At 64.1% G+C, this 13,786-nt stretch carries 10 protein-coding genes and 2 pseudogenes; 8 read left to right on the top strand and 4 right to left on the bottom strand.

All coding sequences use genetic code 11. From position 1 onward, the window contains the following. The first annotated feature begins 12 nt into the window (after positions 1-12). The 3 genes and pseudogenes from istA to F3H26_RS16310 all read left to right on the top strand — a co-directional run. Positions 13-1,026 (top strand): annotated as a pseudogene (gene istA / locus F3H26_RS16320) (IS21 family transposase). After that, positions 1,023-1,814, top strand: coding sequence for an IS21-like element helper ATPase IstB (istB, locus tag F3H26_RS16315; RefSeq protein ID WP_104009508.1), 792 nt, complete (start codon positions 1,023-1,025; stop codon positions 1,812-1,814). Before istA ends, istB begins: the two are co-directional and overlap by 4 nt. Before the next feature lie 113 nt (positions 1,815-1,927). Beyond that, a pseudogene (locus tag F3H26_RS16310) lies at positions 1,928-2,434 on the top strand (IS3 family transposase); the annotation flags it as partial. A gap of 109 nt (positions 2,435-2,543) precedes the next feature. On the opposite strand, the gene F3H26_RS16305 reads toward F3H26_RS16310, so the two are convergent. The 4 genes from F3H26_RS16305 to F3H26_RS16290 form a co-directional block, all read right to left on the bottom strand. After that, on the bottom strand, positions 2,544-7,358 hold the full coding sequence (locus tag F3H26_RS16305; protein ID WP_149777062.1) for a DEAD/DEAH box helicase: 4,815 nt from the start codon (positions 7,356-7,358) through the stop codon (positions 2,544-2,546). A gap of 87 nt (positions 7,359-7,445) precedes the next feature. After that, positions 7,446-7,841 (bottom strand): hypothetical protein, encoded by a 396-nt coding sequence (locus tag F3H26_RS16300; protein ID WP_149777061.1) that lies wholly within the window; start codon positions 7,839-7,841, stop codon positions 7,446-7,448. Further along, positions 7,838-9,145: a recombinase family protein gene (locus tag F3H26_RS16295; protein ID WP_149777060.1), complete on the bottom strand. Its 1,308-nt coding sequence runs from the start codon at positions 9,143-9,145 to the stop codon at positions 7,838-7,840. The genes F3H26_RS16300 and F3H26_RS16295 overlap by 4 nt, the downstream gene beginning before the upstream one ends. Then, positions 9,142-9,591: a DUF2924 domain-containing protein gene (locus F3H26_RS16290; protein ID WP_149777059.1), complete on the bottom strand. Its 450-nt coding sequence runs from the start codon at positions 9,589-9,591 to the stop codon at positions 9,142-9,144. The genes F3H26_RS16295 and F3H26_RS16290 overlap by 4 nt, the downstream gene beginning before the upstream one ends. A gap of 363 nt (positions 9,592-9,954) precedes the next feature. Between F3H26_RS16290 and F3H26_RS16280 the strand changes: the two genes are divergently transcribed. The 5 genes from F3H26_RS16280 to F3H26_RS16260 all read left to right on the top strand — a co-directional run bounded on the left by F3H26_RS16280 (position 9,955) and on the right by F3H26_RS16260 (position 13,709). Beyond that, positions 9,955-11,190: a hypothetical protein gene (locus tag F3H26_RS16280; protein ID WP_149777057.1), complete on the top strand. Its 1,236-nt coding sequence runs from the start codon at positions 9,955-9,957 to the stop codon at positions 11,188-11,190. After that, positions 11,159-12,100 carry a winged helix-turn-helix domain-containing protein gene (locus tag F3H26_RS16275; protein WP_149777056.1) on the top strand — a complete coding sequence of 314 codons (942 nt, stop codon included), beginning with the start codon at positions 11,159-11,161 and terminating at the stop codon, positions 12,098-12,100. Before F3H26_RS16280 ends, F3H26_RS16275 begins: the two co-directional genes overlap by 32 nt. 109 nt (positions 12,101-12,209) lie before the next feature. Next, the gene (locus tag F3H26_RS16270) at positions 12,210-12,803 is read left to right on the top strand and encodes a sigma factor (RefSeq protein ID WP_149777055.1); all 594 of its coding nucleotides are present in this window, start codon (positions 12,210-12,212) and stop codon (positions 12,801-12,803) included. Between the two features lie 22 nt (positions 12,804-12,825). After that, on the top strand, positions 12,826-13,176 hold the full coding sequence (locus F3H26_RS16265) for a hypothetical protein (RefSeq protein ID WP_188127798.1): 351 nt from the start codon (positions 12,826-12,828) through the stop codon (positions 13,174-13,176). Next, positions 13,176-13,709: a hypothetical protein gene (locus F3H26_RS16260; protein WP_223162539.1), complete on the top strand. Its 534-nt coding sequence runs from the start codon at positions 13,176-13,178 to the stop codon at positions 13,707-13,709. Before F3H26_RS16265 ends, F3H26_RS16260 begins: the two co-directional genes overlap by 1 nt. Positions 13,710-13,786 lie beyond the last annotated feature (77 nt).

The following is a 13,786-nucleotide window of genomic DNA, read 5'->3' as shown; positions in this document are numbered from 1 at the left end:
GAGGGAGGGCAGATGCTGACAGGAGAAGAGGTCTTGGAGATCAGGATTTTGCACAGGCAAGGCAAGAGCATTCGTGCGATTGCCCGGGATTTGCGGGTGAGCCGCGAGACGGTTCGCAAGTATCTGCGCGAGCCGGAGCGGGAGCCGGGTTACGGGCCGCGGGCGCCACGCCCTTCGAAGCTCGACCCGTTCAAGGATTACATCCGGAGGCGGATCAGGGAAGCCGCGCCGCGGCGGCTGCCGGCGACGGTCTATCTGCGCGAGATCAGGGCGCTTGGCTATGAGGGCGGCATTTCCATTTTGAAGGACTGGCTGCAGGGTGAGTATCCGTAGCTTCCCACGCCAGAGATCGTCCGGTTCGAGACCCCACCCGGCAAGCAGGCCCAGGCGGACTGGACCCAGATCCGGCGAGGCAAGGACAAGCTGTCGGCCTTCGTGGGCACGCTGGGGTTCAGCCGGTTCAGCTTCGTCTGGTTTGCCGACAACGAACGGTTCGAGACCCTGATCGAAGCACACGAGCGGTTCTTCGATGCGATCAGCGGGGTGCCGCAGACGGTGCTCTACGACAACATGAAGACGGTTCTGATCGACCGCAACGTCCATGGCCCCGGCCAGCACCGGTTCCACGCCGGGTTCCGGCAGTTCGCCAAGCATCATGGCTTCAGCCCGCGCATGTGCGCCCCCTACCGGGCGCAAACCAAGGGCAAGGTCGAGCGCTTCAACCGCTATCTCAAGGAAAGCTTCGTCTGGCCGCTGGAGAGCCGCCTGAAGGCCCAGGGGGTCATTCTGGATGCCGATACCGCCAATGCCCATGTCGGCCAGTGGCTGCGCGATGTGGCGAACCCGCGTATCCATGCCGAGACGAAAGAGCGCCCGGTGGATCGGTTTGTGCAGGAAGCTGGATGCCTTCTGCCGCGCGGTCCTGCCTGGACGGAGATCGCGCCCTCGCTTCCGGCCGATCTGCGTGATCTCCACGTGCCCCAGCATGACCTGTCGGTCTATGACGCGATCGGGAGGCTGGCATGAACACCCTGTCCCATGACCGCCTGATCCAGCTCTGCGAGGACCTCAAGCTGCCGGGGATCGCCGACAGCTACCCGGCACTCGCCAGCGCCGCCAGCGACGAGAGCCAGAGCTTCACTGATTTCCTGGAACATGTGCTCGTGGCCGAGCGTGACTTTCGCCGTGCCCGCTCGGCGGCGACCCTGGTGCGTATGGCCGGGTTCCCGGTGGTGAAGACGCTGGAAGAGTATGACTTCAAGTTTGCCAGCTCGGCGCCCAGGCGCCAGATCGAGCAACTGGCTTCGCTCGCCTTCGTCGCGCGCAGGGAGAACGCGGTGTTCCTCGGCCCCTCTGGCGTCGGCAAGACCCACCTGGCCATCGCCATTGGCCACAAGGCAGCCAATGCCGGGATCAAGACCCAGTTCACCACCGCCGCCGATCTGATCCTCAAGCTGGAAGCGGCACAGCGTCAGGGCCGGCTCAAGGATGCGTTCCGCACACTCAGCCGTTACACCCTGCTGATCATCGACGAGATCGGCTACCTGCCACTGCATCGCGAACAGGCGCATCTGTTCTTCCAAATCATCGCCGCACGTTACGAGAAGGGATCGACCATCATGACCTCGAACCTCAGCTTCGGGGCCTGGGATCAGGCTTTCGCCGGAGACCGGGTGCTCACAGCCGCCATGCTCGACCGGCTCCTGCACCACAGCCACGTCGTCCAGATCCAGGGTGAAAGCTACCGGCTCAAGGACAAGCGCAAGGCCGGGATCATCGGAGACACCAACAGAAAGGAAAACGCTGCCGCCTGACACCACCGCCGCAGGCCAGACCGCGCTTGGGTTACATGAGGACCCCACGCGATCTGGCCTGCTCATCGCACAGGTGGGTCACTTTTACTTCGGCCAAGTGGGCCAGTTTTGAACCGGCGTTGACATGGTCGCTCGACTTCGTGTCGGATGCGCTGGCTGATGGCCGCCGGTTCCGCATCCTCTGCGTGATCGACGACTTCAGCCGGGAATGCCTGGCAACCGTTGTCGACACCTCGCTGTCGGGGCATCGGGTCGCCCGCGAACTCGACCGGATCGCCGAGATGCGGGGCTACCCCTGCATGGTGGTCTCCGACAACGGCACCGAGCTGACGTCGAATGCCATGCTCAAATGGCAGGAGGATCGCCAGGTGGAATGGCACTACATCGCGCCGGGCAAGCCCATGCAGAACGGCTTCGTGGAAAGCTTCAACGGCCGCCTGCGGGACGAGTGCCTAAACGAGCACCTCTTCCCGACCCTGCGCCCCGCCCGCCATCTGATTGCGGCCTGGCGCGACGACTATAACCACCACCGCCCGCACTCGAGCCTCGACGGGCTCACTCCGCGGGAGTATCACCAACGGTCAGAAGAGGACCAAACCCTGAACAGAGCTAACTTGTAAACGCGGACTCAAAGGGGAGCAGGTCACCAAGCATATCATGGAAATGGGCGATCGCGTGCGCCTGCCCGGCAGCGGGAGCCGCGCGGGGGCTCCGCGCGGCACCTGAACTTCACGCCTGTTCGGCCAGTGGCGGCAACGAGCGGACGATGCGCGCGGTCTCGACGCTGACGCGGACGACGCGCTCGAGAAGGTCCACGATGTAGCGCGGGTCGTCGGACCAATCGTTCGGATCATTCCGGATGCCGCTATCCTTGTGCACGGTGACTTGGTAGCGCTCCATCACCCACTCGATGGCCGATTTGCCGTTGACGACATAGTCGTAGGCTTCGTCCGGAATACCCTTCAGCGTGACGTTGGCATTGTAGACGATCACCGAGCGATCCTTGTCGCGGCCGCGCTTGCCGAAGACCATCTTGTGCACCCGCCAGTCCTCGGGTTCCATGACCAGGCGCTTGACCTCTTCCTCGAGCGGCCATGGCTCGACCGTCTGGTAATTCAGATGCCAGCGGCCAAGTTCACGTCCCGCGTCGCGGAAGGCGGCGAAATCGGCGGCAAAGGGGATACGGGGGATCATCTTCTTCAGGTCCGAGGCGAAGCGATCCTTGTATTCGGGGGAATGCAGGATGCCGTAGACATACCAGAAGATGTCTTCCTTCGTGATGGCCGGATCCCCATAGCGGCGGCGGAATTCGCCGAGCGCCCAGTCCGAGATGGCCTCGCGGCGGATGTAGCCATCCGCATCGGGTTCGGACCGGTCTTCGAACATCTCGCCCTGCGGCGCCGCGCGCGCCTCGTCCACATGCTCATGCCAGTAGAGGGGGAAGCCCTGTCCCTTTGACACCAGTTCGTAGTCCGGCACGCTCGTGGTGACCAATGCCGAGAATGGCTTGTTTGCCCCGCTACCCGCCGCGCAGATCACCACATTCTCGTGGCGCGGTGTGGGGAAAAGCCGGGGCTGCTGGTAGACCATTTCGTTCAGCCGCCGGTCGAAATAGAGCCATTGCCGCGTAAACGGGCGGTAGGTTGCGGGAACGATAAGCGCACTATCGAACGTCAAGGCCTTGTCTTTCCGCACATCCGCCTTCAGCGCACGTGACCAGCTGATCTTTTTCGGATCGGTTTCGACCACCTGTTCCACCGGCGGGCGATCCTTGCGATCCTTGCCCTTGCAGACCTGGGCATAGCGCTCGCGCTCGGCCTCGTAGGTCTCGATCATGCGGCGCATGTTGTCGGCCAGCGCCTCGCGGCTGAAATTGTAGGCCCAGGCGTCGCGCGAGGTCAGCACGCCCTGGGAATACATCTCGAAGATCGTGTTGGCCGTGGCGTCATCCTTGTCGCCCAGCGGCACGAAGGCGTCGAAGGCCGGGTCGCGCTGATTGATCCAGTCGCCCTCGGCATTGGGAGTGATCCGCCGCCAGGGCACGCGGTCGATGCTGGCGAAGTCCTCGATGATGGCCAGCTTCTCCTCGCGCGAGAGGTAGTCGCCGATGTCGTGATAATGCAGCTTGCAGGGGCCCTCGTGGTCCGGATCCTTGACCATGACGGTGATCGCCACCGGCGTGCGCGATCCCATGCCGAAAATCTTGCCGCCTTCGCGCCGCGACTCTTCTCCAGACGTGCGTTGATTGCCCCGCAGATTGAACACGTAGAGGTGGCTGAATTCCTCGGTCAGGCTCTTGCGCAGCCCGTCCATGTTGTTCGCCTCGAGGAAGGAACCGTTGGTGACATAGGCGACGATGCCGCGCTCGCCGATCCGGTCCGAGGCCCAGCGGATGGCGCGGATATAGCTGTCATAGAGGTTCTTTTTCAGCCGCGCGGACGACCGTTCAGCATAGGTTTCGCGGATGCGGCCATCGAGCGTGGGATAGGACAGGTTGCGATTGTTGTCGTTCTCGCTGTCCTGCTGCGCCGAATAGGGCGGGTTGCCGATGATGACGCGAATGGGCTGGGCCAGCTGCCGCTGGGCGCGTTCGTTGTTCTCGGGCAGCACGACACGATCCACCAGATCGCCCTTTTCGGTCATCTGGAAGGTGTCGATCAGGATCATGCCTTCGAACGGACGATAGGCGCCGGTTGCGCCGTGATAGGCCGTCTCGATGTTCACCGTGGCGATGTAATAGGCCAGCAGCACGATTTCGTTGGCGTGCAACTCGGCGGCATATTTGCGCTCCAGCGCGTCCGGGCCGAGCAGCCCGGACTGAATAAGCCGCACAAGGAAGGTGCCGGTGCCGGCGAAGGGGTCCAGAATCTGCACGCCCTCGTCGGCAAGCGACTGGCCGAAGTGGCGCTGGAGGGCCGAATTGGCGCTGCGCAGGATGAAGTCCACCACCGGGACCGGCGTGTAGACGATGCCCAGCCGCTCGGCCATGCGCGGGAAGGCATTGTTGAAGAACGTGTCGTAGAGGTTGCGGATGATGTCCTGTTTGGACTTGTCGCTCTTGGCCAGGCTGATGCGCTCGCGCACATTGTCGTAGAAGCGTTCCAGCCCCTCGGTTTCGCTGTCCACGGAGGCGGCGTCGAGCTTGCGCACGATTGCCTCGAGCGCCTTGCCCACGGCGTTATGCTCGGGGAAATCGGTCCCCGCGAAGAGCGCCTGGAAAACGGGCATGGTGAGGATGTGCTGAGCCAGCATTTCCACGGCCTCGTCCTCGCTAACAGCGGGGTTGAGCGTGTCCTGAAGTCCCTTGAGGAAGCGAGCGAACTCCTCGGCGGTATCCGGGTTGTCCTCGATCATCGCCTTGATGCGGACGATCAGGCGCTCGGCAACCTGGCCGATGGATTTCGCCCACTCGCTCCAGTATTCGCGATCGCCAAGCTTCTTGGGGATGGCGGCGTAGACGGCTTCGGAGATTGCGTCGATGGGCAGCGGCGGGAAATCCAGTGGCAGCGTGTCGCCGTCGCCCCGGTCGTCACCATCGCCAGATTTCTCGCCCCCCGAGATCACTTTGATCTTGCGCCGGAACTCGGCCTCGTCGACGAGCGACTCATCATGGGCGCGAAGGGCCTTGATCACCTTCCAGATACCGCGAAACTGCGGGTCGCCCTCGATGTAGCTGTTGTAGTCCGGGATATTCTTGGCCGGCATGCAGACCGGCAGGATGATGTAACCGTAGCGCTTTCCCTCGGCCTTACGCATGACGCGGCCGACAGACTGGACGATATCGACAATGGATTCGCGCGTGTCAAAAAACACGACCGCATCGAGCGCGGGCACGTCGATGCCCTCCGAGAGGCACCGCGCATTTGACAGGATACGGCAGCGACCGGGTCCGGGATTGTCTTTCAGCCAATCCAACGCGGCAGCGCGCTGCAGGGCATTCATCGTGCCATCGACATGTTGCAGCTCGCAGTCCACCATCAAGGGGGCCGTCTTGCTTTCGAGATAGGATTCCGAATAGAGCTCGGCGAGACGGCTGAAGACCTCGGTCATTTGCTTCGATGCCGCGATGGATCGCGAGAATGCCACCGCGCGGCGCATCGGATCGGTGTCTTCGCTCAGCGCTTCCTGCTCGCCGTCTTCGCCGATCAGCACCAGGCCCTGTTTCGAGAGCCCCTTCCAGCTGCCGATGATCTTGGTTGCAAAGGAAATGTCGATCGCCTTGCGTTCGTCCAGCTTGTAGGCGCGGTTATAGCGGTTGGCGACATCGCCCATCTTGTCCTGCTCGACAGCGACAATCAGGACCTTGTAGTCCGCCAAGAGATCGCGTTCGACCGCCTTGCCGAAGCCCAGACGATAGAATTCCTTCCCGAAGGTTTCCTCGTCGTCCATCGAATACAGGACGGCATCGTTTTCGCCGGCTTTGGTCTTCGACGCTTCAGCGTAAATGCGCGGCGTCGCTGTCATGTAGAGGCGCCGCTTCCCGCACACATTGGCGTTGCTGTGAACCTTCACGAAGTCGGATGGATCTTCTCCAGGTAGGGTCAGGCCGGTGGTTCGGTGAGCCTCGTCACAGATGATCAAGTCGAAATCACCCAGACCTGCGCGCTGCGCGTCGGCGACCACTTGGACTGACTGATAGGTGGAGAACACGACGACGCGACGCTCGCCGCCGAGCCGATTGGCGGCGCGGGCAAGCTTCCCCGAATCTGTTGTGGCCGGATATGCGAGGTCGTGGGTTCTTAGATCTTCCTCGTCCCGGCCGACCTTCGAGTCAGAGCAGACCACGAATGCATGTATCGGGTCTTCAGCCTGGGCCGTCCATTCCCGCAACGTCTGCGCGACCAGGGAAATGGAAGGAGCAAGAAACAGTATACGGCCGCCTGTCGGCACAATCTTTTCCGCAAGCCGAAGCGAGGTGAACGTTTTTCCCGTGCCGCAAGCCATTATGAGTTTGCCGCGGTCAGCCTCCTTGAATCCGTCAATAACGGCCTCAATAGCCTCTTCCTGATGCGGCAAGGGTGTTTTCTTTGGACGAAGCCTGATCAAATCAGGGCGAGAAAGGCTGAACTCCGTCCAGTCAATCGGACTTTCCGCAAGGTCCGAAAGTCCTATCCTTGAAACCGGAATGCTCTGCCCCTCAATCGCGCTCTCGGCATTCCGATTCCATCTATCGGTCGTCGAGACGACGATGCGGCGAGCAAAGTAGCGGCTGCCATCGCCTGTCGCGAACTGCTTTCCTGACGCGGACAAAAATGAGTCGATGTCTGCTTTTTGAATTGTGTAGGCGGGATCGTAAAACTTGCACTGGATCGCCCAGTAATCTCCAGTCGCGCGTTCCCTTGCGACGAGGTCGATCCCCACGTCCGCGCCCCAACGATCCGGCCATTCTTCCCAAAGCCAGACATCCTGGAGCAGGTCGCCGTATTGAGGATCCTTAACAAGGTAGTTTGCGATCAGACGTTCGAACATGCGGCCTTTGCCGCGTTCGTCGCTGGACAGCTCACGAAATTGATTGAGGAGACTTTGAATTTCTGGGTGTGTCATACCGGCTTGGGTTCGTCCTGCTCGAGGGCCAAGAGTTCTCTCCAAGACTGATACTCGGCGCACCAACGTGTTGTCACCATACAAAATTCAGCTTCCGGCTGTCTCGCAGCTGTCAATTCTCTGCCCCTCCCACTCGACCGCAAACCCGTCCAGCAACCTCCCCAGCGTCACCTCCGGCCCCTGCCGCCCGTCCAGGATCGCCTCGACGATATCGGGCGCGAGCAGCGTCAGGCGCAGGACGCGGGTCATGTATGAGGGGGCGATGCCCTCGCGCTCGGCCAGTTCGTTGATGGTATTGAATTCGCCTGATTCCAGCATGCGCTTCCAGCGGAAGGCGCGGGCGAGCGCCTTGATCAGGGTGTTGTCGATACGGCGCTGCACCGGTGCGCCGTCGGGAAGCTGCACCTCCTTGCGCCCGCCGCGTTTGACCACGCGGAACGGGACGTGCAGGGTGATGGTGTCGGGTACGGCGGCGGGTTTCATGCGGCTTTCTCCTTGCCGCCGGCCAGCATCTCGCGCGCGAGGCCGCGCAAACCGTCCACCCGCAGCCGGATGTCGAGCCCCTCGGCGCCAATGTCGATCCGTTCGACCATTAGCGTCACGATGCGCGCCTGTTCGGCGGGGAAGAGTTCGTCCCAAAGCGGGTCGAGTTGCTGCAGAGCCGCGCGGGCGTCGGTCTCGGTGATGCCGCTGTCCTGCGCCTTCGCGGCCTTCCACGTCCCCGCCACAATCTCGGGCTGGCGGAACACGGCGCGCAACTGGTCGATGACGGTGGCCTCGATCTCGCCCGCGGGCACGCGGCCGATGGGACAGGTTCCCGCCCCGTGCTTCAGCACCGTCTGGCTGACGTAATAGCGGTAGAGCTTGCCGCCCTTGCGCGTGTGGCTGGGCGAGAACGCCGCCCCGTCCGGGCCATAGAGCAGCCCCTTCAGCAGCGCGGGCGTCTCGGCGCGGGTGCGCGCGGCGCGCTTGCGGGGGCTCTCCTGCAGGATGGCGTGGACGCGATCCCACGTTTCGCGGTCGATGATGGCGTCGTGCTCGCCGGGATAGCTCTGCCCCTTGTGCACCGCCTCGCCTATGTAGGCGCGGTTGTTCAGCATCCGGTACAGGTATTTCTTGTCGATCCGGTTGCCGCGCGGCGTGCGGATGCCGCGCCTTTCGACCTCCCGCGCAAGCTCCGTGCCCGAGCCGATTTCCAAGAACCGCGCGAAGATCCACCGGACATGTTCCGCGCGCTCGTCGTCGATCACCAGCTTCCGGTTCTCGACGTGATAGCCGTAGGGCGGGACGCCGCCCATCCACATGCCCTTCTTGCGCGAGGCCGCCACCTTGTCGCGGATGCGTTCGGCCGTGACCTCGCGCTCGAACTGGGCGAAGCTGAGCAGGATGTTCAGCGTCAGCCGGCCCATCGAGGTGGTGGTGTTGAAGGACTGGGTGACCGAGACGAAGGTCACGTTATTTCGGTCGAACACTTCCACCAGCTTGGCGAAGTCGGCGAGCGACCGGCTGAGACGGTCGATCTTGTAGACCACGACCACATCGACCAGCCCGTCCTCGATGTCGGCAATCAGCCGCTTCAGGCCGGGGCGGTCCAGCGTGCCGCCTGAGATGCCGCCATCGTCATAGCGGTCGCGGACCAGCACCCAGCCCTCGGACCGTTGGCTGGCGATATAGGCCTCGCAGGCCTCCCGCTGGGCATCGAGGCTGTTGAACTCCTGTTCGAGCCCTTCCTCCGAGGATTTCCGGGTGTAGATGGCGCAGCGGCGCTTGATCTTCATGTCCGTCATGCGCGCCTCCGGCTCTTCAATCCGAAAAACACCCAGCCATTCCAGCGGGTGCCGGTAATGGCCCGGGCGATGGCGGACAGCGATTTGTACGGCCGCCCCTGCCACTCAAACCCGTCGGCGGTGACGGTGACGACATGCTCCACACCTTGCCATTCACGGATCAGCCGCGTGCCGGCGATGGGCATGGCGTCTGCCCGAACGCGGCTCTTTTTGCGATCACCGCCGTCGAGTTCCTCGCCGAGCCGTTCCAGACGCCGGATCGTCTCGGGCTTCAACCCGCCATAGGCGAGTTCCTGGATGCGATAGGCCAAACGGCTTTCCAGGTAGCGGCGGTTGAACGGCGGCGGCTCGCTGTCGAAGAGCTCGCGCCACTGGGCCTTCAACTCGGGCGTCTTCATGGTCTTGAGCGCGGCCAGGCGCGCGGGAATGGGATCAGGCAAATTCATGCGGTCCTCCGGTCGGTTGGACCTGCACTACCGCTCTGGTCGAGTGAGTTGTGTAGCGGAAATTCTCCCTCTCTCTCTATATGTTGCCCTTGTTCCCGCATCCGCAGCCTGACCAGCCCGGCCGCCAGCAGACGGCAGAGTTCCGCGCGTCGCTCGGCCGGGGTCATCAGTTCGGGCGGCAGGGGGTTGGGGCGTTTCATGAAGGGCAAATCCGCGAGGTCTCACCCTTCTTCTACTCATGGCCTCCGCGAGACGTCCCACGGGGGCGCAGCGCGCCTGGATCGGCATTTGGAGACTCGACTCCCGGTTGTTCGGCGATATAGAACATTAAGAGAACATGACTGCCGGCAGCGAGGTGCAAGAATGGGGTCCGATCTCAAGAAATTCGTCAATCCTAAGTTCCTGAAGACGATCGATCTGGGACTCATCGAGGAGCTCTTCGCGCGCCATTTCGAGCCGGAGGAAGTGCCCATCGATTTCGACGGCGAAGAGCCCGCGGTCAGAGCCGCGCTCGCTCGGCATTTCGAAGGGGACATCACGGCGTGGAACGAGGGGATCGTCGCCGATCTTCACCGGGTGGCGGACCTCGGCACCAATGAGGGGATGCAGATCATCCTGAACGAGGCGCGGCGGCAAGGCGTTGTGCTCTATCCCCATTCCGAGGTTGACGAGAAGGAAACCGCGCCCGCAAAACACGACCCCAAGCATGTCGCGTTGCATACCTACCTGCATCACAAGGGCGTCTTCGAGGCGGCGGCCGACTTCCATGCGCTGCGCGCCCCGACAGCGCTGGCCGAGTTTCGTGGGCCGGAGCGCGACGTCAGCGCGGACCTGACCGCGGAGATCTCCGAGGTCTTCAAGAAAGCGGCGATCAAGCTGTTCTCGCGCGATCTGCAGGGGGAATACTGCCGCCTCGGGGCGTATGAGGAAGACGGCGAGATCAACCTCGTCATCAGTCACGGCGCCCCGGTCGCGACGACGCCCGTGGTGGACGGGAACCGGGAGAAGATCATTCCCCTGCGCGCCGTGAAATACGCCACGCTGCGCTACTCGCCGGCAGAGGCGCGGCTGTTCATCGGCGGCGTCGTGAAGGCCCAGCAGGCGGATCTCGCCGAGATCTTCGCAAGGCACGTCCTTGGCCGTCCCGGCTTCTTCTCGGGCAAGGATGCTCGCGATCTCTACACCCTCGATCCGATCAGCAAGGCCGGCCCCGGCTTTGCCTTCGATCATCGCTACGACGACCGCATCCTCGACGTGCGGATCGTGGCCGCTGCCGCGGACCAGTTCGAATGGGACGAGGACGAGGGGCATTGGCGCTACGTCCGGAGCTGGGTGTCCAAGGACCCAGCCGGGGCGCTGCGGCACTTCGAGGGCAGCGAGGTGCGGTTCGGCAAGGGCTGGCGGCTCGGCGAGATCTCTTTCCGGGTCTTTATGAAGTCGGAGGGGAAGCGCCCGGCGCAGGTGACCGTGAGGCTGAAGCCACCGGGAACGCTCGCGTTTCGCCGCACGCGGTTCGAGAAGGCGATCCACACGCTGATCGCGCGCCACGGGCTGGAGAAGGACCGCGATGCTGGCATGGTTGTGGACGCGGCTGAGTGACGGCGGCCCGCAGGTCGCGATCTCGGGCCGGGCGCTGCGCCGATTTCCCGAGCGCGAGGTCGAGCGCCTGCTGAGGAAGCGCGTGCTGATCGAGCATCCGAAGGCGGACAGCTGGTCGGTCTGCGCGCACTGCGAGTGCGGTCTGGATGTGCGCCCGATCCGGCAGATGGGCGACGAACTGCGCGCGTGCTGCCCGCACGATGCGGTGGAGGATGTGGTGCTTGAGCCAGATGACCTCCGCCGTTTCGGTATTGACGCCGACAACCTCGCCTCGGCTATGGCGGCATCCGCGGGATTTCCGGCAGCGGCCACCGTTGTCGCGGACGGGCTTTGGCTCCTGGGGCGATTGCCCACGGGAATCTGCGTGTTTCTCTGCCACGACGCGGATCTGCTGATGGCGCCTGCCACCATGCTCGCGACCAGAATGGCCGCCGGATCGGCGCCCATCACCGTCATCGCCACCGAGGTCGACCCGGCAACCGAACTGCATTTGCGGGCGGCCGGCATCGAAGCGCGCTCGCTGGCCGAATGCGTGCTGTTGGACGATCACGGTATGGAGAATATCGCGTTTGACCGACTTTCGCCGATCGCCGTCACCGCGCCTCGCCTCGTCCTGAGCCGGAGCCGCCAGTCGGTGGTGTTCGACGGACGCCGCCTCGATCTCACGCCGCAGATGTTTGCACTGATCCGGCTTTTCGCGGAACAGGCCGGGCAGCGCGATCCGGTGCTACGCAAGGAGATGATCGACGCGCGGACCGGGCGTCCGGCGAACGAGATCGTTCGGGATCTGCGCAAGGCTCTGGTCGGATGCGGCCTGTCGCGCTCGGCCGTGGACGACCTGATCGTCACCGTGCGTGGCTACGGCTATCGCCTCGGCATGGCACCCGAAGAGGTGGCCATCGAGGACTGAGCACTCCGCACACAATTCACACACAACAAGCACACGCCAAACACACCGAAAGCGTCGGCCTGTCGGGCAGTCTTGGAACAACAGAAACGATGTTCCGAGGCACCACGACATGCACCCTCCGATTTCCCCCTCCGACCTTGCCGCGCTGACCCTTGAGGCCGACCGCGCCGCGCGCCGTCTGCACCGCAAGCTGGCGCTCTCCGCCCCCGATCTCGACGACCTCCGCCAGGATCTGCTCGTCGATCTGATCTGCCGATTGCCCTCCTTCGATGCGCGCCGCGGCAGCATCGGCGCCTTCGCCAACATCGTGCTGCGCAACCAGTGTTCGCGGATCGCCATCCGGCACCACCGCCAGCGTCGGGCGCAGGGTGGATCGCCGCTCTCGCTCGACGTGCGGCTGACCGGCTCCCGTGAACCCATTGGCGAGACGCTGAGCGAGGACGATGGCCTTGCCGCCTGGCACGGACAGGACCGCGACGCGCAGGCGGACAGTCTGACCCGGGAATCCCTGCGGACCGCGCTGGCGCGGTTGCCGGAGGACGACCGCCGGTTCTGTCGCGCGCTGGCCCATCGTTCCGTGACCTCGCTGGCCGCCGACGGCTTCGGCAGCCGCTCCGCGCTCTACCGACGCCTCGCCGATCTCCGGCTCGTTCTCACCGCCCATGGGCTCGGTCCCTCGTGGGACGATCTCGTCGCGGCGTGAGTAGAGGCGAAAGGAGGAGATCATGTTCATGGGCAACACCCCCTTCATCACAGTCCGCGCCGCGCGCCCGCTCACGGATATCGAGTTTTGCGCCTGGGTGGGTCAGGCAACACCCGGCGACCGGCTGGAATACCACCGGGGTTTTCTCGGGATCGACGCGATGCCGGGCATGTCGACCCTGCCGGACAGGGACCGCCAGCGGCTGGCGGCGCTCGCCTCGGCCGCCTTCCGCGCCTGCGAGGCGGGGCTCGTGCATCTCGTGCAGGAGCGCCTCGGCCCCGACCGCTTCGCCTATCTCGCCATCGCCCGGCCGAAGCCGCGTGCAACGTCCGTGCCGCTCGAGCGCCTGCTCGCCCAGCCGGAGGCCGCGTGATGTCCCGCTTTCTCGACCAGTTCGCCAATCATGGAGACCCGTTCATGCCTTTCCCTGACAACGCGCCCACGCCCGACGATCTGCCCGGGCTCGATACGGCCGAGATCGCCCAGATGCCCGTCGATCTGCTCGCCGTCCTGCAGCACGAGGTGGACGAGCGCCTGAAACGGGCAAAGGCCGCCAAGACCCGTCTCGATGGGGCGCTGAGCGTCCGCTACGCCGCCCGCGCCGAGGAAGCCCGCCGCGCGGCTGGCAAGGACACCGGCGCCGTCAGGCTGGACGACGGCGACTTCACCGTGGTCGCCGACCTGCCCAAGCGCGTCGATTGGGACCAGGAGCAGCTCGCCGCCATGGTCGAGCGCATCCGCGCCGCGGGCGACGATCCCGAGCAATACGTCGACGTCACGTACCGCGTCCCCGAGCGCAAATACGCCGCATGGCCCGAGGCGATCCGCAAGGGCTTCGAACCCGCCCGCACGGTGCGGCCGGGCACGCTGAAGGTCGCGATCCTGCCGCGGGAGGGTGCGCAATGACCGCGATCGCCCCGATTTCCTCCGAGGCCCAGGATCTTCCCACCCTGATCGACCGCGCCGCCAGCACTCTCGCAGGT

The organism is Ruegeria intermedia, from assembly GCF_900129345.1.
Classification (GTDB): domain Bacteria; phylum Pseudomonadota; class Alphaproteobacteria; order Rhodobacterales; family Rhodobacteraceae; genus Ruegeria; species Ruegeria intermedia.
This window is presented reverse-complemented; position numbering and strand designations above follow the sequence as displayed.